Source organism: Corallibacter vietnamensis (assembly GCF_039537875.1).
Taxonomy (GTDB): domain Bacteria; phylum Bacteroidota; class Bacteroidia; order Flavobacteriales; family Flavobacteriaceae; genus Corallibacter; species Corallibacter vietnamensis.
In genome coordinates this window covers 1,182,199-1,207,427 of record NZ_BAABBI010000001.1, presented here as the reverse complement: position 1 = coordinate 1,207,427, position 25,229 = coordinate 1,182,199, and the positions used below count along the sequence as shown (strand labels likewise).

Here is a 25,229-nt window from a genome sequence, read left to right as displayed (position 1 = left end):
TTATTTTTTATTTGTTCAAACATCATAACAATGAACAGTCAAGTAGTTGATAAAATTAAATCATTAAGATACAATAAAGGTTTGAGTCAAGAACAAGTTGCAGATTACTTAAATATTTCTCAAAGCACTTATGCGCGAATAGAAAATGGAGATAGTAATAGTTGGTCGAATTACATTAACCCTATATGCCAATTGTTCGAAATAAATCCTGAAGACCTTTTAAGGAGGATGGGAATGGGGCATTCATAATAAATCAACTTTCAGAAAAACTAATAGAACAATACGAACTTCGTCTAAAGGAAAAAGATCTTTATATCAAAGAGTTAAAGGCCTTATTAAAAGAAATCAATAATAAATAAGCCTACCTGTATAAAATTGCTGTACTTCAACAGTTGGCGGCTGATTTACCGATATTAAATTACCTGTTCCGCGTAATTCTCCTGTTAGAGATTGTTGCGGATTTACAATCATATCATTACTACCACGATGATACACATCTACATGTTGTGCTATTAAGCTAGCGCCTTCAAAACGACCAGCTCCTGAATAAAACCCTACAAATAACGCTTCAACATTTCCTGAAATATAAAATGATGAAAAATTGTTTGCCACTGCTCTTAACTCGGTTGTTTGTAAATGCATTCTAAAATCACCAACAGTAAAACTTCCTTCATAATTATCATCTTCAGAAAATAGTTTCAAACTTGGATACGTTAACACACCATCAGATATAATATCATACTGCGAAGAGCTTCTTATTTCTTTTATATTTGGAGCTGTTATATAAACAACTGTTGGCGCATATTCTCTAACAAAATTACAAATATTATCATCTGTTAGCTGCAGCTGGTTTCCAACCACTTCTACGTGCACATCATTTATTAGGTTACTTCCTGTTTCTACAACAACAGTTGTATTTAAACCCTCTTTTAAAACAACTGAAACATTTCGGTTTACTAAAATACGTTCAAAATCAGAAACCGAAATCTCTTCTTGTATTTTATTACCAATGGTTTGAAAACAATCATTAGCATCTTCACTATTACATGCTAAAAAAAGTATGGCTACTAGTATATATATTGATTTTTTCATATTACAATCGTATTCCTACTCCTAATTCTACAGCTTCGGCTTTTGCACCGTGAGATTTTAAGGTTAAACCTGCAAAAATATTTTTTCCAAAATAACGCTTTAACCCAATTCGCAAATATGTTCTACCCTCAAAATCAAACGGATAATAAACATAATATCCAAACTGTGTTACTAAAGACATTTTATTAATGAATAACTCGTGCCCTGCAAACAAACCTATACGCTTCCAGTCTTCATCACCACTTACGCCTTCTTCAGGCACAGAAACGGATTGGTAATAAATTAATTCTTTTAAAAATTCAGAGAAAAAAGCATCTACTCCTAATTGTACTGCGCTTTTACGACCTAATCTTTTATCTGCGTAAGCTGATACTACCCAAAAAGGAAACTGCCCACTTCCAATAACATCACTTTCATTAATTCCTCCGCGAAGAACCAAATTAAACTTGATTGGTTCTGTAAATTTTTCTTTTGACTGATTGGTAATATATGCTGGCTCCTCGTCTTCTAAATTATAAGTTACTCCCAAGTTAAATGCTATTGTATTTGTACTTGTATTTGGCGCTTTAACATTGGCATTAGAATAATGAATTAAACTGATCCCGGCTTGCAAGCCAAATTTATCAAATAAGCGCTCTTTCTTATAATTAAGCATTAAGTAAGTAGTACTTAAAATACGAGATCCGAAAGCAATGTTTTTAAAATTATCCTCTTTATCATAAGGATTGGTATTATAGGCCAAACCTTGACCAATACGAAACATTAAATTTCGCTTTAAGAAATAAAAATTGTAATGCGCATACAACGAATAATTATCTCCTAAAACATCATTTTTTAAATCTTGGTAAATAAAAGACAATCCATAGTCAGGATAATTATAATCTTCTTCCCAAGTTTGATTACCAAATGTTTTTTTATTCCAACTAACAATAACACCTTCCGGATGCCCTTGTATTAGGTGTAAAACATCATTATTGTGAAGTGCTATGTTTCCTGTAAAGTAATTGACATCAAAAGAGGATGTTGTCGTTTTTTCGTTTTGAGAAAATCCCAAACCAAAAAAGAAGCAAAAAATACCAATAAAAATGCGTTTCATAATTTAACTTATGACGCAAAAATAACAGAATATTTAGAACAAATGCTCTGCAATGGCTTTTATGTTATCACTTTTACTCATTGAGTAATAATGTAATACTGGCACATCTGCGTTTTGTTATTCTTTAGACTGTTTAATCACCCATTCTACACCAACTTGTCGCACAGCTTTATTGTCTTTACAATCCGCAACAGAGCTTTATTTGACATTTATTATTCAAATAAATCTGAAGACAAATATCTATCACCTATATCGCAAATGATTGCCACAATAACACCTTTATCTATAGTTTGTGCTATTTTTAAAGCCGATGCTACAGAACCACCACTACTCATACCTGCAAAAACGCCTTCTTGTGTTGCTAACAAATTAGCTATGTTTTTTGCTTCTTCTTCGCTTATTTCTACAACTTGATCTACTTTTTTAGGATTAAATATTTTAGGTCTGTAAGCTTCTGGCCATTTTCTAATTCCCGGAATTTTTGCACCATCTTTAGGTTGCGCTCCAACTATAGTTATGTCTGGATTTTGTTCTTTTAAATAAGTAGATACGCCCATAATAGTACCTGTTGTACCCATTGCAGAGACAAAATGCGTGATTTGCTGATTGGTATCGCGCCAAATTTCTGGACCTGTAGTTTTGTAATGTGCTTTCCAGTTATCGTCATTTGCAAACTGGTTTAGCATAAAATAGCCTTTTTCTTTATGAAGTCTTTCGGCTTCGTCACGAGCGCCTTCAATACCAACTTCGAAAGACGTTAAAATTAATTCGGCACCATAAGCACGCATGGTTTTTATTCGCTCTTCAGTAGAATTTTCAGGCATTACTAAAATCATATTTACGCCTAATAATTTCGCAATAAAAGCTAATGCAATACCTGTATTACCACTAGTTGCTTCAACTAAAGTATCGCCAGGTTTAATATCACCTCGTTTTAAAGCTTCGCTTATCATATTGAAAGCTGCACGATCTTTAACGCTTCCGCCAGGATTTTTTCCTTCAAGTTTTAAAAATAGTCTTACACCATCTTTTTTTAGGATGTTTTGCAATTCAATTAACGGCGTATTTCCTATTAAATTAGTTATTGATTGACTTTGTATCATGATGGTCTTGTGCTTATATTAATTTCTGACTTATAGGTCACTAATGAATTTGGCGGAACAGATTGCGTAATCCATACATTGGCACCAATAACACTATTTTTTCCTATTACAATATCGCCTCCTAAAATAGTTGCGTTTGCGTAAATTGTTACATTATCTTCTATGGTTGGATGACGTTTGGTTTGCGATAAACTTTTTTTAACCGATAATCCACCTAAAGTAACACCTTGAAATATCTTGACATTGTTTTTGATAATACTAGTTTCTCCAATAACAATTCCTGTTCCGTGATCTATAAAAAAAGAATCGCCAATGGTTGCTCCTGGATGAATATCGATACCAGTTTTACCATGAACACACTCGCTCATCATTCTAGAAATAATAGGTAAATCCATTTTAAATAATTCGTGACTCATCCTATAAATTGCTATGGCATGAAAGCCTGGATATGCTAGATAAATTTCTTGCAAACTCTTACAAGCTGGATCATTTTTTTCAGCAGCTTTGGCATCTAACTCAATTTTCTTTTTTATCGTTGGAAGCATACTTTCAAAAGTACTCCAAATGATTTCAGAGTCTTTATCTGTAATGTCTTCAACAACTGTTTTAAATATAGGCTTTAGCTGTTTCAGTTGTTCTTTTTGTCTTACTTCATCATCAAACAAAGCATAGAACAATTGCTTTGTTACATCTGAAACGGTCTCTTTAATTCGTAAATTTATCTGCATGTTTTTCTTATGAATGCTAAAATTACTATTCCATTTTTAGTTTATCAAAAGCTTTAAGATTTTATTAAAATAAAAAATCTCGTTTATTAGTTTAACGAGATTTTTACTAATTAATATTTTTGTTTTTAAGACAAATGAATTCCGCATTCTCTATTTTGAAGTGCTTTTATTGGATCGAAATAATCGACGTTTTTGGTTAAGTCATATTTTGACACGTAAGCATCTAAATCAGTATCTGTCCAATAGTAAAATGGACTCACTTTTAAAATGCCGTTTTTACTTAAGCTTAAAATATCTTTCTTATTTCTTAACTCGGTTTGTCTTACACGAATATTCGTAAACCATACTTCAGGATTGTGTTCTTTTAAAGCTCTTTTGAAGGGTTCTAATTTCACAACTTCTGAAAACTGATCGAAATTATCATCTTCTAATGATGGAAAACCTATAGTTTTTTCAACCTCTTCTTTACTCAATAACGATTGATACTTATAAAGATTTAAATGATACTTCTCTGTAATATTTTTAGCATGCTCATAAGTACTTGGTTGATTGTATAACGTATCGCACCAAATAACCCTTATGTCGTTACTATGCTTGGTTATGGTACTTAACAAAACTTCAGAGTATACACCAAAACTTGTTGTTACTATGCTATTGTTTGTTAATCGCAATGCCCAATCAATGATTTCATCAGGTGTTTTATCTTTTAATACTTGGTTCCAATATGCTATATCTATCGTTTGTCCTATCATCTATTTTTTTATTTTTACTATATCCCTATCGGAATAATAGGAATTAAAAACAAAATTATATAAAAAAACTTACCTTATAGATGTTATTTAGGTTAAAATTTGAATAAAATCGTTAAAGCTATCCTTTGCGTTAATTAAAAAAAGTGTTGTTTTACAGTAAATCTGCCAATGATTTATTGTTGAAAATTTGCAGTGTGCTATCCCTAACTTCAATCATTAAGATATGAACAGCACAGGCTGTTTCGTCTGGACAATCGTCGCATTTTTCATAAAAATTTAAACTCACGCATGGCACCATAGCAATAGGACCTTCAAGGACTCTCATGATTGGTGCCATTTTAATATCCTTGGGATCTTTAAGAAGATAATAACCTCCATTTTTACCTTTTTTAGACCCTAAAAACCCATTCTTACGAAGCGTTAATAAAATACTCTCCAGAAATTTTCTGGAGATATTTTCACTTTCGGAAATAGCACTGATTTGAACAGGTTTGTTTCCTTCCTGTCGTGCTAAATACGTTAGCGCTTTTAGGCCATATTTGGTTTTCTTTGAAAGCATAAATTCAAAGATAACCAAAATCTGTTATCAACCTAATACTTGGTAGGTGCTTCAGCATATACTTAAATGATGCTTCGAAAATAATATTAGTTTATTTTATGCACTCAACTATTTAGTCTTATAATTTCATTTGTTTTATAAAATCTCTTTAAAAAATCAGGCATATTGTTCTAAATATTTCTCTTTAATAATCTGTGCTACAGGCTTGTTTTCAACCTTACTTTCTAACCAAGAAATAATATCAAGATACAAAAACGCACGACGCTCATAAGGATGATTTTCGTATTGCTTAAGCTGTTTATGAAACTTAACAAATGCTTTTTTAATATCATGCGGAAAAATGTCTTGAAGCCCTCGAATAAACCTAATCATTTCTTTTTGAACCTCGTTTAAATCGTTGATTTTCAGTAGATATTTATAAGTATCTCTCAATAAACGTTCTAAATGATAATCTAAACCTTCTTCATAATGCGCTACAACGTTTAAAACACGAGAAAAACACTGTAAATCCTCACGCATAGAAAGCGATTTATTAGAAATTATCTTATTTAAATAATGAATACATTCTCGATTATTTCCTGCCCCAAAATGCATACTCGCAAACTTGTAATAGAAAATCATGGTGTGATGTTCATCTATTCTATCTTGATATTTTGGTAGTGCTTTTTCAATTTTAGGAATTAACTGCAAGCCTTCATGAAAACTACCATCTACAAAATAGTAATTCACACTATTTACATTGTAATACAAGAATGATAAGGCTTCTACATTTTCATCTTTATTAAATGATGGTGTATTGATAATGTCTTCAAATTTATCAAGGTATTCTTTAAATTTCTCTTTGTTTTTTATGTAAAAAAGCGACTCCAATAAGTAGTTATTTCCTTTTATAAAAAACACAGGGTTAAGGTGAATCATTTCAGGATTTTGTTCAAAAAGAGACACCCATTTTAAAGCAAATTTATAGCAGTTTAAAAAATCTTGCATTAAAAAACTATACCACAAATAGGCTTTATACAACCATAGTTTTTCTCTAAAACCTAACTGTGAAAAGTCATATTTAGGTAATCTGGCGTTAAAATAGTCTTGTATTTCTTTAGCATCATCTTGGTTTTTGGCGTAACCAAATTTTAGGAAAAGTCCGTATAACTGTAAAGATAAATTTGAGAGTTTACTGGCAATCACATTGGCTTGACTCAACGCTTTGGCTTGTATTGTAAGTTCATCAGCACGACCACTAATACTACGTGTAATGTATTGCGATTCAATAACCTTTTCTAGCTCTACAATTTCATAAGCTAGATTTTTCTCTTCATGCTGTATCGCAACATCTTTAGCTTTATCTAAAATTTTCAATGCCTGCTTATACAAACCTTTATGATACAAAATAGACGCAAAATCTAGCTGTTCTCTTATTTGAGAACGTGTGTTTTGGTGCGACGGACTCAAACGTAAACTAATTAAAATTTGCTTGTACAAATGCGCTTTTACATTAGCTAATTGCTGCTTTTTAATATTAGCATTTTTTAAAATAGCAACCTCATCATACGATGACAACTTATCCATAACATTAAACAAATTCAAAAATTTTGAATCATCATTCACACCCAATCTGCCAACATACAATTTAAATTGGCGTTTTTCAGACTTGGTCATGGATTTTACCAACGAAAACAAATTATCTTTTTGGTCTTTAGTCATCAAACAAATTAAATATCAACTAATTAAAAAACAACACTTTAAATCAAAACAATGCATTTGAACATCGTAAACAAAGTTGCGAGTTTATACACTATCATAAATCCAAAGTATAAATTCGTAAGACAATACAAAAATTTATTTTTTAATGTCTAAAGATAAAGTACAAATTTTCGATACAACACTTCGCGGTGGTGAGCAAGTACCAGGTTGTAAATTAAACACAAGTCAAAAACTGGTCATTGCTGAACGACTAGACACGTTGGGTGTTGACATTATTGAAGCAGGTTTTCCTGTGTCTAGCCCTGGAGATTTTGAAGCTTTTGAGCTATCGCGTTAGCGATTGAGGCATTTGTTGAAGCTCTCCAGATGGTTACTATCTGGAAGCGACTGCCGAAAGCGCGACCCTTGTGGTAACGCCCAAAAAAGCAACAAAATAATAACTAAATAAAGAGAGCAGTGTGATTTGCTTTCGAAGGAAATGACTATGAAATTAAATATTGCAGTTTTATCAGGAGATGGTATTGGTCCAGAAGTTACAAAAGAAGCCATCAAGACATTGAAAGCGATAGCTCAAGAGTTTGACCATACGTTTAATTTTAAATCGGCTTCAGTTGGCGCAATTGCCATTGATGAAACGGGAGAACCGCTTCCTGATGCTACGCTAGATTTGTGCAAACACAGCGACGCTGTTTTGTTTGGTGCCATTGGCGACCCAAAATATGATAATAATCCTAATGCAAAAGTGCGTCCGGAACAGGGATTACTTAAGCTACGTAAAGCGCTTGGTTTGTATGCAAACATTAGACCTGTTAAGGCTTACGACATGCTTTTAAGTCAGTCGCCACTGAAGGAAGAAAACATTAAAGGTACTGACATTAGTATTTATCGTGAATTGACTGGTGGTATTTATTTTGGCGAAAAACAATTAAGTGAAGATGGTAATATCGCTTCAGATTTATGTGAATATTCTCGTGAAGAAATTGAGCGTATTACGCATTTAGCTTTTAAAGCTGCACAAACAAGACAAAAAAAGGTAACACTTGTTGATAAAGCCAATGTATTGGAAACGTCTCGTTTATGGCGAAATGTTGTAAAACAAGTTGCTGAAGACTATCCTGATGTAGCATTAGACTTTTTGTTTGTAGATAACGCTGCGATGCAATTGATATTAAACCCAAAACAGTTTGATGTTATTTTAACCGAAAATATGTTTGGTGATATTATTAGTGATGAAGCCAGTGTTATTGGTGGTAGCATTGGATTATTAGCTTCGGCATCGGTTGGTGATAAACACGCGATGTTTGAACCTATTCATGGATCGTATCCGCAAGCTACCGGAAAAGGTATTGCAAACCCTATAGCCTCTATTTTATCGGCTGTTATGCTACTTGATCATTTTGAGTTACATGAAGAAGCTGAAATGGTTAGAGAAGCTGTTGAAAAATCGTTACAACTAGAAATTACAACACCTGATTTAAACAGTAAAAACAATACTATAACAACAAGTAAAGTTGGAGACTTTATTGAAGACTTTATTAATAACCCTAAAGATAGTAACCTAAATTTCGCGAATATTCATTTGGGTCAATCTACTATTATTTAGAGTGATTAATTATTTTGATTAAAATTAGAAAAGCACCTCTTTTTGGAGGTGCCTTTTTTATAGCGCAATAGATTTGTAACTTAATATAAATTTGGCTAATCTTTAACCGGTTTGCGCAAGCATATAAATATTCAGGATTGATATTGGTAAAAACTGGAATGAAATAAGCTATTGTTAACGATTTGTTATATGGTTTCGTTGGGCAAAAATCCTAGCGAATTTTCGCCGTAAACCAAATATAGCAATTTGCGAGGACTTTCCGCGAGGAAAGTCAGAAGCAATGATATAGCCGGTGTTGTAAAACGTTATTTCTTAACCCTTTTGATTTTCAGTTTCGAGTTTTTCCAATTCCAAAATCTCAAAACTTAATCCTTTTAAAAAGCGAGTATCAATTTTTTTTGAAGCGATAGTGGAATTATTAATTTTAAATTTCAATATTAATATTCCGTCCTCAATAGAGTAGGTTCCTTTCCCTCGCCCATCACCCCAATAACCCACTGTTCCACACATTTGTGGTTTATTTTCTTTTTTACGTTCTTCTTTTATTGTGTAAGGCGAATATCCTTTATATGCTAAATATTCAAATTCATAATTTGATTTTATCGTTATATATTTAAGTTTATCTGATGTTATATATCTTCCGAGTTCTAATTTTTCTTGCGAAAAACCAGAAAAGGAAAGCAATAAAAACCCGAAAAAGGGCAGTAACTTTATTTTCATTTTTTATTCGTTTTAATCAAATATACGTTCATTGTTTTAAAATATTCAGATGAAATGATTGAACTATACTTTCTCTGGAGTTAACTGACACTTTGAGTTAGGCAAATGTTTTACAATATATCTATAAGAAAACTAATCATCAAGACAGTTTTTTAGTAATGATATTATTTGTATTTTTGACGACTGAAAAACAGAGGAAAAATTTGTCTGATTGCAACCTCATAAAAAAATGCTAAAGCAGTTACCTACTTCTCTAGCTATTTGCAATCTATTTTTCTCAATATTAATAGACAAAAAATAAAAAATTATGCCATATTTATTTACTTCAGAAAGTGTTTCTGAAGGACACCCAGATAAAGTTGCAGACCAAATAAGCGATGCCTTAATAGACAACTTTTTAGCATTTGATAAAGAGTCTAAAGTTGCTTGCGAAACACTTGTAACAACCGGTCAAGTTATATTAGCAGGCGAAGTAAAATCAAACACCTATTTAGATGTTCAACAAATAGCTCGAGATGTTATTAATAAAATAGGATACACCAAAGGCGAATATATGTTTGACGGAAACTCGTGCGGTGTACTATCTGCAATACATGAGCAGTCTGACGACATAAACCGTGGTGTAGATCGCGCTACAAAAGAAGAGCAAGGTGCTGGAGACCAAGGTATGATGTTTGGATATGCTACTCGCGAAACCGAAAACTACATGCCATTAGCGCTTGATTTATCTCACAGAATTTTAAAAGAGTTAGCTAAATTACGTAGAGAAAATAAAGACATTACCTATTTACGTCCAGATTCAAAAAGTCAAGTAACTATTGAATACAGCGACGATAACATTCCGCAACGTATTGTAGCCATTGTAGTTTCTACACAGCATGATGATTTTGGCACAGATGAAGTCATGTTATCTAAAATAAGAAAAGACATTGTTGATATTTTAATTCCTCGTGTAAAAGCGCAGCTACCAGAAGACATTCAAAATTTATTTAATGACGAGATTACTTATCACATAAATCCAACAGGAAAATTTGTAATAGGCGGACCTCACGGAGACACAGGTTTAACTGGTAGAAAAATTATTGTTGACACTTACGGCGGAAAAGGTGCTCATGGTGGTGGCGCATTTTCAGGTAAAGATCCTAGTAAAGTAGATAGAAGTGCCGCTTATGCTACCAGACACATTGCCAAAAACCTTGTTGCAGCTGGTATTTGTGATGAAGTTTTAGTTCAGGTAAGCTACGCCATTGGTGTTGTTGAACCTATGGGTATTTTTATTGACACTTATGGTACTTGCCCATTTAATATGACCGACGGAGAAATAGCTCAAAAAGTATCTGAAATTTTTGATATGCGACCTGCTGCTATTGAAGAACGTTTAAAATTACGTCAACCTATGTATAGCGAAACTGCTGCTTATGGACACATGGGAAGACAAAACGAAACTATAACAAAAACATTTTCTCAACCAAATGGAGAAAACATCTCTCTTGATGTTGAATTGTTTACTTGGGAAAAACTAGATTATGTTGACAAAGTAAAAACAGCCTTTGGCTTATAATCAAATATAGAAATAAAAAAAGCCTGCTAGTTGCAGGCTTTTTTTGTGGGGAGAGCAGGATTCGAACCTGCGAAGACATAGTCAGCAGATTTACAGTCTGCCCTCGTTGGCCGCTTGAGTATCTCCCCATAAGCGGACGGCAAAAATATTACTGTTTTTTTATTTTAACAATAAAAAACGCATTTTTATTTTAAAAAAATAGCATCACACAAAAAAGCCTTCTTGTTTTAAGAAGGCTTTTTTGTGTTTTATAAATTGTAAATCATTCTAAATGTGACATATCGCGGCTGTATATAGTAGTTACTTGTACTAACAGAAATGTTACTAGTATTACTTTGACTTTGCGCTTTTGTATTTAAAAGGTTGGTTGCTTTTACTTCAAATTCCCATTTAGAGTCTTCATCTTTTCTATAGGATAATGATGCATCCCAGAAATCAAAGCTATTTAAGCTTGTATCTTCATTTCTAAAATCATTGTAAGTATACTCTGTTCTAAATGTAAATGATTTCAAGAAAAGTGCATCAACTTCAATAGAAGGTGCTTTTGTATAGAATTTTGATCTACTATTTCCTTGATCGTTATCCTGAATTGTATACTGATAACCTAACTCAACATTTGGTGCTGTTTTAAAATTGGTTCGCAATTCAGCGCCATAAGTTTGTGTATAGTTTTCGTTCACAGATCTATCTCCTTGAATAAACTGATTAAATTTAGAATAGTTAAAACTACCTCTCACACTAGCTTGCAGCTTACCAAATCGTCTTTGAAAACGTCCATTAGCAGTTAATGTTTCATCTGCATAAGGTGAGTTAAATGGCGAGTTACTTCTAATGACACTTTCAAAATTTGTCAAATTTCTTATTTGATCTATGCTACTACTATAATTAATATTTGCAAACACATTAGTATAGTTAAACATATTAAAACTAAAATAAGACAGACTTAAATTGTGAGACAACGCATTTTCTAATTCTGGGTTACCATAAAAAAGTGAGTTATAGTTATTCATTACATAACCTCTCGCAAAATTTGAAACATCTGTAAACTGCGTTTGCATTCTATAATTAAACACAATTTGTTCGCTTTTCTTTAATTGAATACGCGTATCAAAATCAGGTAATATTCTGAAAAAATTATCTGTATACTTTTCACCAAATTGCTCATTATTTACATTGTATGAATGCAGAGAAAAACCAGGAGTAAATGTGAAAATTCCAGCTTTAAGTGTATAATGAACGCCTAAATATAAGTCTGTAAAGTTATAAGTAATATCATTACTAGCTAATCCATCATTATCAGCTGGAGTTGGCAAAATAGATGTTCCATTATCTAAAAACTGAAATAGGTTAGAATTAAATTTTTGGTTGCTATAAATAGTTCCTAGTGTGAAATTTAAATTACTTTTTTGATTTAACACATTCCAGTAATCTAGTTTTGCATCTAACTGATTAGACTTAACACGTTTTTCTTGATCTACATTATAAAAAGACTGATCTAAATCTAAACCTAAATTGTTTGCTGTGTTAAAATATGAATCTGCATTACCAGATCCGTCAGCATTTTCTAAAACAGCATTATAAAAAGGATCTTCATCTTGAAGCAAGTGTTGCGCCTCAAAAGAAAAAATATTATTCTCGTTTAGTGTATAATAGTAGTTAAGATTTTGGTTTATGCTAAACGGGCTAGAACCTTCTGTCTCTTGTGTTGAACCAACTACAGATGAATATACATTTTGATTTTGAGACTCTTTACTAACTCTTGCTAACACATCGTAATCTAGCTGGTTACTTGCGTTAGGCTTGTATACTGCACTTAATTTTAACATACCTAAATCACTATTTTGCACAGTATTACTTTGTGTTGTTTCATCAGGAATCCCTAAATCATTATCGGTATAAGTAACAGCATTATCTTGCTGAAGCTCTGTTTTTGAGTTAGAAAAAATTGCAAATCCACTTAAATCTAAAGTTTCTTTTGGAGAATAGCTAAAGTTTGCAGCCCCAAATTTTGTTTCAAGACTTTTTGCTCTGTTGTTTTGAAGTGACAAAAACCCTAGAGCATTTCCTCCTAAATTAATATTAGTTCCACTTTGCCTGCTAGGCATTTGAAATCCGCCAGAAAAATTCCAATAATCCCGACGTGTAAATGCAGGATCTCCAATATTATTTATATCACCAATAACATTAACACTGTATTTTGGACTGTAATAAAATAGTTTGGGCTGAACTAAATACAACCCATCATCATCTGCCACGCCTACTCCTGCTGTTACATTACCAAACCAAAAACTTTCTTTTCCTTCTTTTAATTTAATATTGATAGCAACATTATCTTGATTGTTTGTTACACCACTTAATTGACTAACCGAAGAATAATTTTTTAAAACCTGAACTTTATCAACCGCATTTGACGGAATGTTTTTTGTTGCTAATTTGGAGTCTCCGTCAAAAAAATCTTTTCCTTCAACCATAACTTTAGAAACAGATTTACCCTCAACGGTTATTTGCCCTTCATCATCAACTTCTACGCCTGGTAAGTTTTTTAAAACATCTTCCAGTTTACGTTCAGTTCCTGTGCTAAAAGAGTCGGCATTATAAACAATGGTATCTCCTTTTACTGTTACAGGCATCTCATAAACCAGTTCAACCTCATCTAATGAATTATCACTTTGCAGTGAAAAATCTTTGGATATGGTTTCACTTTTTGTAGATAATGCCTCTTCGGCAGTTTTCATACCAATATAACTTACCTGAAGCTTGTAGTTTGTATTTGCCTCTAATGATAGTTTGTAACGACCTTGTTCATTAGTAATACCGTAAGAATCTAATTTGTTAGTTTCTTTATTAATAGCGATAACATTGGCAAGTTCTAACGGGTTTCCTATGCTATCTCTTACAACACCTTCTACTCTAACTTGAGAAAAAGCTGTGCTTGCCACTAAAAGCAATAGTAGTGTGATATATTTCATTAATTACTGTTTTTTTGGGTTGATTAATCAGTTTAGAGAAAAATTAGCGTCTGCCGCCACGACCACGACCGTACATTTCTCGCATTTCTTCCATTTTCTTTTTCATAATACTATTGTACTCTTCTTGTGTAACTTCTTTTCCTTTTGATGGTTTCTTTATATCATCTTTTTCATCTGGATTTAGAACAATTTTAGAGCATAAAATAGTTGTTCTATCTGCATTTATCTCTAATATCAAACCCGGTAATCCCCAATATTCTCCTGGACCATTGTTTACAGGAATTTGCGGTGTATACCACGCTGTTACTAAAATCTCTTTAGGGACTTCAATCTCACTCATTGGATCATCGGATGTTTTTGTTGAGTCTTTTTTCTTTTCATCATCTCTATCACGCCTTCTCATACTTCTAAAATCCATTTCATCTACTTTTTTTGTAGCTGTAGCTTTAAAACACGTATACTGACCTATTTGTTTTGTTTCTCCAGTCATATCCCATTTTAAATCTGGTAAGGAATCATTGATTAAAAATTGTTTACCAAAAAACTCTTGCTCTTGAAGTATTTGCTTGTCTTTTACATTTTTATATTGTGCGCCTCCTGTAAAACTTCCCATCATTCTAAAGCCACGACCACCAGCACCTGGAGCTTCCAACTTTTCTTCTTCTTTGTACATAGACTCAAACTTGTTAAACGTTAGAATGTATGTTTTCTCAAACATACTTTTCATACGCTCAGCAATCATCTTTTTTTGTTGCTCACTCATTTCTCTTCTTCCCCAGTTATCCATATCAACTGTGGTTTTAGATTCGTAGTATGCTTTCCCTTGAAAGTCTTGAGCTAATAGTGAATTACTAAATAATACAGCTATAGCAATACATAGTTTGATAGAAATTGATTTCATTTTTTACATCTAATTAGTTTAGTTAAGAATGCTCTTATAACTTACTTTAGACACACAAAGCCGCTAAAAGTTTAATTACTATGTGTTAAAATATTACTAAAAAGACTAACCTCCTATTCTTATCTCAATCTCTTGTCCATCACCTTTTCCTCTTCTTGGGCTATAACGTTCTTTCATTTCTTCCATTTTCTTTTCCATAATTTTATCAAACTCTTCTTTAGTCACTTTTTTACCTTTTTTAGGTTCAGTGATTTCAACTTCATTTTTTGGATTGAGCACTATTTTACTACAAATAACCGTTTCTGATCCATCATTAACTTCAAGAATTAAACCTGGTAGACCATAATAATTACCAGGTCCATTGTTTACAGGGATTTGCGGCGTATACCACGCTGTTATTGTAACAGTTTCCATTTCAGGTTCTTTTTCTTCATCTAAATCTTTATCACCATTTACGCTAATGCCGCCTACAACTTTTGGTTCTTGTCTTGTAAATGTTGCTTTATAACATGTGTATTCACCTATATTTTTAGTTTCTTTACCTAACTCCCATTCTACACTTTCTAACTGATCTTTTATTAAAAATATTTTTCCAAATACATCATTTTGATTTGTAAAACGTTGCTCTTTTATATTCTTATATAAAATATCAGCTCCGCCTGTACTCACCATAACAACTTCCATTCCACCTGGTTGTGGAGCACTAAGAGATTCTTCTTCTTTATAAACCGATTCCTCTTTATTAAACGTAAGTATGTACGTTTTTTCAAACTGCTTTTTAAGCATATCCATCATTTTTTGATGCATTTCAGAGTTTACCTGAGTACTGTCTAACTTAATATCTACTTTTCGTTTTGACTTGTAGGTTGCAACTCCTGTAAATTCTTGAGCTCTTGCTTGCGTCACAAATAGCACCAATGCTAAAACAGCTATTCTTGTTAATGTATTCATTTTTTATTTGTTTAATTATTACAACACAAACTTATTGCAACGATACATTGATTATAGTTAACCAGTGTTAACGTGTGTTAACCGATTAGTTTTTATCTACTTTAACATTTACTTTTGACTTATGAATAATTCTAGATACCGAATAATATTATACTTCATAGTTACCGTAATACTCAGCACTATTGCGATACAAGTGTATTGGAATTATAAAAACTATTTAGCCAACAAGCAACAGCTTATTAAAGATGTTCAGGTAAGTTTAGATAAAGCTGTTGATGATTACTATGTTAATCTTGCTGAACAAACCACCATTGGATTTGCTTTTGAAGGCAATGACAAGGACGACTTTTTTGCCGAAGATCATAAGTTTGACTCCATTTTAAAGCAAATTGATATTACTCAAAAAAAGTTTAAAAACCTTGATAGCCTTAATCTTGAAACTACTGATGGTATTTCTATTTATAAAGGTGCTAATGTAGATTCAATTTTAAATGCAAAATGGGATCACAAAAAACTGAATTCTATTGACATAAAAAAAGACTCTATAAAAGTAAAAGGATTTGAATTGCTTACATCTAAAGTTGTTATTTCTATTTCAAATGACACGCTTGATGTTAAAAAAATTGACAGTTTAATAACTACTGACTTATCTCAAAAAAACATCACTATTGATTACAAACTTGACTTTAATAGGAACAAAACAAAGAAGACAAAAGACACAATAACCGATTCAAAAAACATTTTAAACGTTGTTTCAAAATCTACATTATTACCTAAAGGAAGCTCTCTAAATTTAAGTTTTGAAAATCAAACAAAGCTTATTTTAAAACGCATTTTTGGTGGTATTTTAATTTCTACATTGTTAATTCTGGCAGTGATAAGTTGTTTGTTTTATTTACTTAAAATCATCAAGCACCAAAAACAATTAGCTGAAGTAAAAAATGACCTCATTAGCAACATTACACACGAATTCAAAACACCTATTGCAACCATTGGTGTTGCACTTGAAAGCATTCAAAACTTTAATGTTATTGAAGATAAAGCTAAAACAAAAACGTATTTAGATTTATCAAACACGCAGCTTTCAAAATTGAACACTATGGTTGAAAAGTTACTAGAAACCGCTACACTTGATAGTGAAAATCTTGAGCTCAACAAAGACACTTATAACATCTCGGAAATTTTGACCACGAGTATTGAAAAACATCAACTTAACAGTGACAAAACCATAACTTTCAATATACCTGAAAACATTTTGGCAAAAGTAGATGTGTTCCATTTTGAAAATGCCATCAATAACATTATTGACAATGCTATAAAATATGGTGGAGATGCGATTTCAATTTCGCTTGAGCAAAATCATTTTGCGTTTACCATTACTATTTCTGACAATGGAAACACGCTAACCAAAGCTAATAAAGACAAGATTTTCGAGAAATTTTACCGCGTTCCTAAAGGCAACACTCATGATGTTAAAGGCTTTGGAATTGGACTGTATTACACCAAGAAAATTGCAGAAAAACACAACGGAACTATCACTGTTGATTTAAAAAATAACATCACCTCATTTAAAATAACATTACCAAATGCCTAAAACCACCATTTTATTAGCCGAAGATGAGCCAGCACTTGGTCAAATTATTAAGGAGAGTCTTGAAACCAGAGACTTTAATGTTATTCTGTGTGATAATGGCGAAAAAGCATTTGAAAAATTCCAGTCTGAAACTCCTGAAATTTTAGTATTGGACGTTATGATGCCCAAAAAAGACGGATTTACATTAGCTAAAGACATTAGAGCAATTGATGATACAATTCCTATTATTTTTTTAACTGCCAAATCGCAAACGCAAGATGTTGTTGAGGGTTTTACCATAGGCGGAAATGATTACCTAAAAAAACCATTTAGTATGGAAGAGCTTATTGTAAGAATTAACAATTTGCTAAACAGAACACAGGTACAAAAAACTTCAGAAGTATTAAAAATTGGAGATTACACGTTTGATTTCCCAAAGCAAACACTTCAATTTAACGCTGAAGAAAAATTACAACTCACACATAGAGAAGCGCATTTACTATTTCATTTAATTAAAAACAAAAACCAGGTTTTAGATAGGTCAATCATCTTGAATAAACTTTGGGGAAATGACGATTTTTTCTCTGCAAGAAGCATGGATGTTTTTATTAGTAAGCTTCGAAAAAAGCTTCAATCAGACACAAATATTCAAATTTTAAACGTTCGTGGCTTTGGTTATAAATTAATATGTTAATTTATGGTTTGATTTTTGTAATTTTCAACCATGATGAAATGGCTTAAATATATCTTTTTACTTTTTTCGGTTACTGCAGTTAGCCAAAACACCATTGATTTATCTTTTGTAAAAAAATCCCCTTTATCGGTTTCGGTTATTTCTGGCATAGATAATTTTGGTACCATTTACTACACAAACAATAATGCCTTTTACAAAAAAACACCTGAAAAAACCACGAGTTACAGCAACATTCAATTAGGCGCTATCACTTCTACAAACACTTTTAATCCTTTAAAAATTAATCTTTTCTATAAAGATTTTAATACTGTTATCATTTTAGATAATCGCCTTGCTGAAATTTTCAAAATAGACTTTAACAACACCGAGCCTTATAAAAACGTGAGTCATATTTCTACAGGAAATGACAACACTCTCTGGATTTTCAATCAAGATTTACAAAAATTAGAACTCTATGATTACAAATCTAAAACCACAAGAGTTGCTACTATTCCTGTAACATCAAATGTTCTTGATTTAAAAAGTGATTATAATTTTTGCTGGCTTCTAACAGAGAAATTCCTTTATAAGTATAATTACTTTGGTAGCCTTTTAATGAAAACACCTAATTCTGGCTATACAGCTATTTCGGTAAGTAATGAAAATGTTGTTTTAAGTAGTGACATATCACTTTATTACCTTGATAAAAAGTCAGAAAAAATGACAACTATCAAAACTCCTGAATTGTTAATAAAACAGTTTTTATTGAATAACGAAACCTTGTATATTTACGACTCTAAAGTTCTACATGAATTCCAACTAAAAACAAAATAACTTATGCACGTTGCTGTAGCAGGAAACATTGGTGCTGGTAAAACCACACTCACAAAATTACTAGCTAAACACTACAATTGGGAACCACAATTAGAAGACGTTGTAGACAATCCTTATTTAGACGATTTTTACAACCAAATGGAACGTTGGAGTTTTAACTTACAAGTATATTTCTTGAACAGTCGTTTTCGTCAAGTAAATCAAATTAGAGAAAGCGGAAAAGATATTATACAAGACAGAACCATATATGAAGATGCTCATATTTTTGCTCCAAACCTACATGCCATGGGCTTGATGACAAATAGAGATTTTGAGAATTATAGATCTCTTTTTGATTTAATGGAATCGTTTGTTCAAGGACCAGACTTACTTATTTATTTACGCAGTTCTATTCCTAATTTAGTATCTCAAATTCATAAACGTGGACGTGATTATGAGAATTCTATTAGCATAGATTATTTAAGCCGACTTAATGAACGCTATGAAGCTTGGATTCATGGTTACAACAAAGGTAAATTACTTATAATTGATGTTGATAATTTAGATTTTGTTAGCAACCCAGAAGACCTTGGTTACATCATCAATAAAATAGATGCAGAAATAAACGGTTTATTCTAATAACTTTAAACCAAATAAAAAAGCCGCAATTTTAAAATTGCGGCTTTTTTTATTTACTAAAGATGCTTATTTACGATTTGTCATCTTAAATGTATCTGCACCCTTTTTTATTATTTGTATCTGCTTTTCAACCTCTTGAATTGTTCCAGAAATCACTTCTTCTTTAATGGTTGGTTTAGATTGCTCATTAGCATAAGTATATGTTTTTACTATAGCCTTGGCTAAAACATTGTTTTCGTTAACTATCATCTCTACAAGTACTTTTTTTATAGTACCATCATTGGAGCTTACTTCAACTTCTTCAGAAGTTACTGTCATCTCACCCTCTAAAGCATGTCCTCCTAAAATTGGGGCAATAACCAAACCTACTAAACAAGTTAATTTAATAAGTATATTCATTGAAGGTCCTGATGTATCCTTAAACGGGTCACCAACAGTATCTCCTGTTACAGCAGCTTTGTGAGCATCAGAGCCTTTATAAGTCATTTCGCCATTAATTTCTACACCTGCTTCAAAAGACTTTTTAGCGTTATCCCAAGCACCACCAGCATTATTTTGAAAAATCGCCCACATAACACCACTAACACATACACCAGCCATATAACCTCCTAAAGGTTCAGCCCCGAATAACAATCCTATAATAATAGGTGTAATAATGGTAATCAAACCTGGTAAAATCATTTCTTTTAATGCTGCCTTTGTAGAAATATCAACACATTTAGCATACTCTGGTGTTCCAGTTCCTTCCATAATTCCTGGAATCTCTTTAAACTGACGACGCACTTCCTGTACCATTTCCATAGCTGCTTTTCCTACTGATTGCATTGCTAAAGCAGAGAATATTACAGGAATCATACCTCCAACAAACAACATTGCTAAAACATCTGCTTTAAAAATATTAATACCATCTATTCCTGTGAATGTTACATATGCTGCAAAAAGCGCTAACGCTGTTAATGCTGCAGATGCAATGGCAAACCCTTTACCAACTGCTGCAGTTGTGTTTCCTACAGAATCTAAAATATCTGTACGCTCACGTACTTCTGGATCTAGTTCACTCATTTCAGCAACGCCACCTGCATTATCTGCAATTGGCCCAAAAGCATCAATAGCTAGCTGCATGGCAGTAGTAGCCATCATAGCTGATGCCGCTAAAGCCACACCATAAAAACCAGCAAGTTCATAAGAACCATAAATAGCTGCTGCAAATAACACAACAGATGCAAAAGTAGATTTCATACCTACTGCTAAACCTGCTATAATATTAGTTGCTGCACCTGTAGAACTATTATTTACAATATCTAATACAGGCTTTTTCCCTAGACTTGTGTAATAAGCTGTTACTATAGAAATTAACGCACCAACAGCCAAACCTATACACGCAGACCAAAACACATTGATTGAAGGAACAGCTTTAGATCCTTCTCCAAAAAATTTCATATGTATTGTTTCTGGAAGCATCATATCTATAAAAAACCAGCTAGCTGCTAATGTTAAAATAATTGCAACCCAGTTTCCTGTGTCTAAAGCTCTTTGAACTTGAGCTTCTTTTGCATTATTATTTGAAATTTTAACAAGAAATGTTCCTATGATAGAAGCTAGAATTCCGAAACCAGCAATAACTATAGGTAATAATATAGGACCCATTCCATTAAAAGTATCAAGAACAACACCTGCTTCTGCCATATCTTTAATCAGGTAATTACCCAATACCATAGCAGCTAATACTGTTGCTACATAACTACCAAACAAATCGGCTCCCATACCAGCTACATCACCAACGTTGTCTCCTACGTTATCTGCAATAGTTGCAGGATTACGAGGATCATCTTCAGGAATACCAGCTTCTACTTTACCAACTAAATCTGCACCAACATCAGCTGCTTTAGTGTAAATTCCTCCACCTACACGAGCAAATAGCGCTATTGATTCAGCTCCTAAAGAAAAACCAGCTAAGGTTTCTAATACAATAGTCATATTATTATAAAATGAACCTTCATCTCCCATAAACTGCCCTAAAAAGAACATAAAAAATAAACTTAATCCTAAAACAGCTAAACTTGCAACACCAAGTCCCATAACTGTTCCGCCTCCAAATGACACTTTTAGAGCTTGCGGCAAACTTGTTTTAGCCGCTTCAGCAGTACGAGCATTGGCTTCAGTAGCAATACGCATACCTATATTTCCTGCCAATGCTGAAAATATAGCTCCAAATACAAATGCAGGAACAATCATCCAACTTGTTGTTTCTACAACTTGAGATATACCAAATAATGCTATTGACGCTATGATTACAAAAATAAAAAGGAGTCGATATTCTGCATTTAAAAATGCTAACGCTCCTTCTTTTATCGCTTTTGATATGCCTTGCATTTTTTCATTTCCTGCAGCTTGTTTCTTAACCCAAGACATCTTAACGAACATAAATAGTAATCCTAAAACGGCCAATATTATTGGCACAAAAATCATATTTGATTCCATATTTTTATAATTTGATTAGTTTGTATCCTAACAAATGTAACAAAATGGATTTACATTAAAAAGCCCTTACACTTCTATAGTGTAAGGGCTTTAATTTACTATATTACAAGCTTGTACTAGATTGTAAAGTTTCCGTTTGCTTTATGCTCGCTAGTTTCGTAGCGCTCTATACATTTGTCTAGTATTTGGTATGCTTCTTTTGCATCGCCCCAACCACCAACATCTACTTTCTTTTCTTCTAAATCTTTGTATACTTGAAAAAAGTGTTCAATTTCTTTAATTCTGTGAGGATTTAAGTCTTGAATATCATTATATCTATTCCAAATAGGATCAGAAACTGGTACACAAATTAGTTTTTCATCTGGTCCTTTTTCATCTGTCATATGAAAAACACCTATTGGCTTTACTTCCATAACGCACATTGGGAATGTTGGTTCTGTTCCTAATACTAAAACATCTAGAGGATCTTGATCTAAAGCTAAAGTTTCTGGAATAAACCCATAATCTCCAGGGTACATCATTGATGAGAATAACATACGGTCAAATCGAATTTTCTTTAATTCAAAATCATATTCGTATTTATTTCTACTTCCTTTTGGTATTTCAATCAATACATCAAATGTTCCTTTTTCTGTTGGACTCATAGTTGGTATATATATTTTAATTATTTAAATCACTGTTTTTAAGGGCTGCAAAGATATGTAAGTCTTTGGGTTTGGGCAACAAAATAGAACCTGACTTTGATATATATTGAAAAAATAATACTGTTTTTAGCAATTTTCAATCATTTTTATTTTAAAAATCAAATCCAAAACTGCCTGTTACGCCAAATTTTCTAGCATTAGGATTATCTAGATAATTTCCCCTGAAGTTAAAATCCAATCTAAACACCTTAAAGATGTTTCCGATACCAAAACTGTATTCCCAATAAATTTCATCATTAGGAGCAACTAGAGGTATGTTTGAAGGTTGGTTAAGTAAGATATTTTCGTTTGACAAATCTCCCCAAACACCACGTAAACTCACAATCTCTCTTAAGTTTAGTTTTCTTAAAAGCGGTATTCTTGAGAATAGTCTACCATTAAAATTATGCTGTAAATGTAATGTGGCATAGGTATCAGTTACAAACTCATAAAAATCTAATTGAGAGAACGTATTATATATTGAAAAATACGATTGATTACCAGGAACGACACTTAAAAGCCCTAAAGGTACTTCTCCAAAAGTTTTACCGGCTTCTAATGTAGAATATAAAACACCAAAACCTCCTACTTGCCATGGCTGTATGTATGAGAATTGCACTTTGGTGTAATCAAAATCACTACTAAAAATCGTTTGGTCACCACGACTAACTTGTGCAAATAATGTGGCAAAATAATCGTTAGCTTCATAACGTTCAACACCGTAACCTGTCATTTTTCTTTTTGGAAAATAGGATACAGAAAAACTGCTTTCGTACTGTTTTATTTCAGATGAAATTCCTGTAGGTGATGTAGCATCTATGTAGTCTAAACTAAATGTTGGTGAAGCAGATGATAATGTTCTAAAGTTACCGCTTACTCTAAATATAAGGTTTCTTACAGGTTCCATTGACAGTGCAAGACTACTTAATTCAATAGATGTCAACTTATCGTTTGTTCCTGTACCAACTATGGATGATGATGCCAAACTTCTTCCTAATACATCTGTAGATGTGGTTAAACTGGCTCCTATTTGCTCTATATCTTTTCTGTAACCTCCAGAAATTATTAAACGTGTTTTTTGATCTAACAAAAGTTTTCCTGAAATACCATATTTAAATTTTTGATCTTTAAATCCGTAAGCAGTAAACCCTTCTAGTCGCCATAAATCGTTAGGTCCAAAATAGGTTCTTCCTCCGGTTCTTATGCGTAGACCTTCGACTTCGTTAAACCCAAATGTTGAAAAAATAGGGCCGTAATCAAAATTTAAATCGTCAAACTCTATATATCCTGAAGCTAAAATACTTCCTAAACTGTATAACTGTTTGAATTTTTTTACCGTTTTTAACGTGTCTAGCATTTTATAAATGCCCTTCTCGTCTTTGTTTAGTTTTTCTAACCTATTTTTTTCCCAAAAGGCATCATCTCTGTTATAAGCATCGTCATTATAACTAAAAACTTTTTCGGTATAAAACTTTTCAGGTTTGGGCTCATTAAAAACATAATCATTATATAAAGTGGTACGCTTACCATATATTCCTCTAGCTTTTTCTTTCTTTTGAAAAGAAAAGTCAGACATAAAATAATCTCGTTTTATTAAAAATACAGAATCATTAAGCACTTCAAATTCTTGTTCTATATAAATTTCTTTTACCCAGTTTATATTGGCACTTTTAGAGGCTTGCATATTAATTTCTTTAATAGCAAAGGTTGAGTCATTAACCCAAAAGTCGCCTTTAAAAGTAAGTTCGTTTTTTCGTCTTGGGTAATAAATGATATTGTAACACCATTTGTTGTCTATAAATGCACTGTCTGACAAGACATAATTATAGGTGTTTATTCCTGTTTTTGATAATGGACTCACAAAACTTTTATCAAAAAACTTTAAATAGTTATCATAGATATCATAATCTGAATACAAATCGTCTATAAAAGCTATTACAACTTGATTGTTATCAAAACCAGAATTTTTGTTACCTTCTAATGTTTCTTTTTCTTTTTCTAAAATGTTATCGCCATAAACCTTACTTGCAGATTCATTAATAAACATTGGTAAATAGGTTTTACCTGTAACTTTTGAGGTATCTAGGTCTTCAAAAACAAACTCCATACCTTTAAAAAGTCTGCTTTTCATTAAAGAACTATCTATGGTATTGAGGTCAAATTCTACTTTTTCATATTTATCGTAAGCATACTGATCAAATTGTTTTAAGCCGTTTCTACGTTTGCGTTCCCATATTTTTTTTAAAATGGCAATTGCAGGGTTCTCTTCGGCTTTTTTTGATTGCTTTCCTGTAACAATTACAACCTCTTGTAAAGCGGCTGCTTCTTCTTTGATATTAAAACGCATTTCGTAATTAACACGTTTTTCTAGAGGATATTCTATGGTTTCATAACCAACAAAAGAGACTATTAACGTTTCCCATGATTCATCAGACTCTAAATAGAAACGCCCGTTTTCATCTGTAATAGTTCCTTCAGAAGACGATTTAAATATAACATTTGCATAAGCAACTGGTTCATTGTTTTCATCAAACACATGGCCGCTTACTTTGGTTTGGGCAAACACAGAGGCAAATCCGAGTAGTAAATATGTTAAAAGTAAATTGTACTTCATAAGACAAAAAAACTTCA

Annotated in this window: 21 protein-coding genes, 1 tRNA gene and 2 pseudogenes; 8 read left to right on the top strand and 16 right to left on the bottom strand. The window is 32.4% G+C overall.

What is annotated here, in order from left to right:
- The first annotated feature begins 30 nt into the window (after nt 1-30).
- Nucleotides 31-249, top strand: coding sequence for a helix-turn-helix transcriptional regulator (locus tag ABD690_RS05520; protein ID WP_344728115.1), 219 nt, complete (start codon nt 31-33; stop codon nt 247-249).
- A gap of 96 nt (nt 250-345) precedes the next feature.
- Here the strand turns inward: ABD690_RS05520 and ABD690_RS05515 are convergent, their stop codons facing one another.
- The 8 genes and pseudogenes from ABD690_RS05515 to ABD690_RS05480 form a co-directional block, all read right to left on the bottom strand.
- Nucleotides 346-1,092, bottom strand: a complete 747-nt coding sequence (locus ABD690_RS05515; protein ID WP_344728112.1) for a head GIN domain-containing protein — start codon at nt 1,090-1,092, stop codon at nt 346-348.
- 1 nt (nt 1,093) lies between these two features.
- The gene (locus ABD690_RS05510) at nt 1,094-2,188 is read right to left on the bottom strand and encodes an acyloxyacyl hydrolase (RefSeq protein ID WP_344728110.1); all 1,095 of its coding nucleotides are present in this window, start codon (nt 2,186-2,188) and stop codon (nt 1,094-1,096) included.
- A gap of 33 nt (nt 2,189-2,221) precedes the next feature.
- Nucleotides 2,222-2,383 (bottom strand): annotated as a pseudogene (locus tag ABD690_RS05505) (methylenetetrahydrofolate reductase [NAD(P)H]); the annotation flags it as partial.
- Between the two features lie 17 nt (nt 2,384-2,400).
- On the bottom strand, nt 2,401-3,291 hold the full coding sequence (gene cysM / locus ABD690_RS05500; protein WP_344728106.1) for a cysteine synthase CysM: 891 nt from the start codon (nt 3,289-3,291) through the stop codon (nt 2,401-2,403).
- On the bottom strand, nt 3,288-4,019 hold the full coding sequence (epsC, locus tag ABD690_RS05495; protein ID WP_343799415.1) for a serine O-acetyltransferase EpsC: 732 nt from the start codon (nt 4,017-4,019) through the stop codon (nt 3,288-3,290). Before epsC ends, cysM begins: the two co-directional genes overlap by 4 nt.
- 125 nt (nt 4,020-4,144) lie before the next feature.
- Nucleotides 4,145-4,771: a phosphoadenosine phosphosulfate reductase domain-containing protein gene (locus ABD690_RS05490; protein WP_344728103.1), complete on the bottom strand. Its 627-nt coding sequence runs from the start codon at nt 4,769-4,771 to the stop codon at nt 4,145-4,147.
- Nucleotides 4,772-4,922: 151 nt separating this feature from the next.
- A complete protein-coding gene (locus ABD690_RS05485) occupies nt 4,923-5,330 on the bottom strand; it encodes an RrF2 family transcriptional regulator (RefSeq protein ID WP_344728099.1) in 408 nt (135 codons plus the stop codon).
- 156 nt (nt 5,331-5,486) lie between these two features.
- Nucleotides 5,487-7,031: a hypothetical protein gene (locus ABD690_RS05480; RefSeq protein WP_344728095.1), complete on the bottom strand. Its 1,545-nt coding sequence runs from the start codon at nt 7,029-7,031 to the stop codon at nt 5,487-5,489.
- 145 nt (nt 7,032-7,176) lie between these two features.
- On the opposite strand from ABD690_RS05480, the pseudogene ABD690_RS05475 reads away from it, so the two are divergent.
- Nucleotides 7,177-7,356: pseudogene (locus tag ABD690_RS05475) on the top strand (2-isopropylmalate synthase); the annotation flags it as partial.
- Between the two features lie 159 nt (nt 7,357-7,515).
- Entirely contained in the window at nt 7,516-8,634 is a 1,119-nt protein-coding gene (leuB, locus tag ABD690_RS05470; protein ID WP_344728092.1) for a 3-isopropylmalate dehydrogenase, read from the top strand.
- 312 nt (nt 8,635-8,946) lie between these two features.
- On the opposite strand, the gene ABD690_RS05465 is transcribed toward leuB, so the two are convergent.
- Nucleotides 8,947-9,354 carry a hypothetical protein gene (locus tag ABD690_RS05465; protein ID WP_344728088.1) on the bottom strand — a complete coding sequence of 136 codons (408 nt, stop codon included), beginning with the start codon at nt 9,352-9,354 and terminating at the stop codon, nt 8,947-8,949.
- 307 nt (nt 9,355-9,661) lie between these two features.
- Here ABD690_RS05465 and metK point away from each other — a divergent pair, with 307 nt between their 5' ends.
- A complete protein-coding gene (gene metK, locus ABD690_RS05460; protein WP_344728086.1) occupies nt 9,662-10,915 on the top strand; it encodes a methionine adenosyltransferase in 1,254 nt (417 codons plus the stop codon).
- Between the two features lie 46 nt (nt 10,916-10,961).
- Here metK and ABD690_RS05455 read toward each other — a convergent pair.
- The 4 genes from ABD690_RS05455 to ABD690_RS05440 all read right to left on the bottom strand — a co-directional run bounded on the left by ABD690_RS05455 (nt 10,962) and on the right by ABD690_RS05440 (nt 15,736).
- Nucleotides 10,962-11,043 (bottom strand) — tRNA-Tyr (locus ABD690_RS05455).
- A gap of 120 nt (nt 11,044-11,163) precedes the next feature.
- Entirely contained in the window at nt 11,164-13,884 is a 2,721-nt protein-coding gene (locus tag ABD690_RS05450) for a carboxypeptidase-like regulatory domain-containing protein (protein ID WP_344728083.1), read from the bottom strand.
- A 43-nt stretch (nt 13,885-13,927) separates the two neighbouring features.
- Complete coding sequence (locus ABD690_RS05445; RefSeq protein ID WP_344728081.1) at nt 13,928-14,785, bottom strand: GLPGLI family protein; 858 nt, start codon at nt 14,783-14,785, stop codon at nt 13,928-13,930.
- A 105-nt stretch (nt 14,786-14,890) separates the two neighbouring features.
- Nucleotides 14,891-15,736 (bottom strand): GLPGLI family protein, encoded by an 846-nt coding sequence (locus ABD690_RS05440; protein WP_344728078.1) that lies wholly within the window; start codon nt 15,734-15,736, stop codon nt 14,891-14,893.
- A 121-nt stretch (nt 15,737-15,857) separates the two neighbouring features.
- On the opposite strand from ABD690_RS05440, the gene ABD690_RS05435 reads away from it, so the two are divergent.
- Genes ABD690_RS05435 through ABD690_RS05420 form a run of 4 tightly spaced genes read left to right on the top strand, consistent with a single transcriptional unit; the run spans nt 15,858 to nt 19,434 of the window.
- Nucleotides 15,858-17,330 (top strand): sensor histidine kinase, encoded by a 1,473-nt coding sequence (locus tag ABD690_RS05435; protein WP_344728075.1) that lies wholly within the window; start codon nt 15,858-15,860, stop codon nt 17,328-17,330.
- On the top strand, nt 17,323-18,003 hold the full coding sequence (locus ABD690_RS05430) for a response regulator transcription factor (protein WP_344728072.1): 681 nt from the start codon (nt 17,323-17,325) through the stop codon (nt 18,001-18,003). Before ABD690_RS05435 ends, ABD690_RS05430 begins: the two co-directional genes overlap by 8 nt.
- A 30-nt stretch (nt 18,004-18,033) precedes the next feature.
- On the top strand, nt 18,034-18,816 hold the full coding sequence (locus ABD690_RS05425; RefSeq protein ID WP_344728069.1) for a hypothetical protein: 783 nt from the start codon (nt 18,034-18,036) through the stop codon (nt 18,814-18,816).
- A gap of 3 nt (nt 18,817-18,819) precedes the next feature.
- On the top strand, nt 18,820-19,434 hold the full coding sequence (locus tag ABD690_RS05420) for a deoxynucleoside kinase (RefSeq protein ID WP_344728066.1): 615 nt from the start codon (nt 18,820-18,822) through the stop codon (nt 19,432-19,434).
- A 66-nt stretch (nt 19,435-19,500) separates the two neighbouring features.
- On the opposite strand, the gene ABD690_RS05415 is transcribed toward ABD690_RS05420, so the two are convergent.
- The 3 genes from ABD690_RS05415 to ABD690_RS05405 all read right to left on the bottom strand — a co-directional run bounded on the left by ABD690_RS05415 (nt 19,501) and on the right by ABD690_RS05405 (nt 25,212).
- The gene (locus ABD690_RS05415; protein WP_344728063.1) at nt 19,501-21,915 is read right to left on the bottom strand and encodes a sodium-translocating pyrophosphatase; all 2,415 of its coding nucleotides are present in this window, start codon (nt 21,913-21,915) and stop codon (nt 19,501-19,503) included.
- 116 nt (nt 21,916-22,031) lie between these two features.
- Nucleotides 22,032-22,559: an inorganic diphosphatase gene (locus ABD690_RS05410; RefSeq protein WP_344728061.1), complete on the bottom strand. Its 528-nt coding sequence runs from the start codon at nt 22,557-22,559 to the stop codon at nt 22,032-22,034.
- A 151-nt stretch (nt 22,560-22,710) separates the two neighbouring features.
- Nucleotides 22,711-25,212, bottom strand: a complete 2,502-nt coding sequence (locus ABD690_RS05405) for a DUF5686 and carboxypeptidase-like regulatory domain-containing protein (protein ID WP_344728059.1) — start codon at nt 25,210-25,212, stop codon at nt 22,711-22,713.
- Nucleotides 25,213-25,229 lie beyond the last annotated feature (17 nt).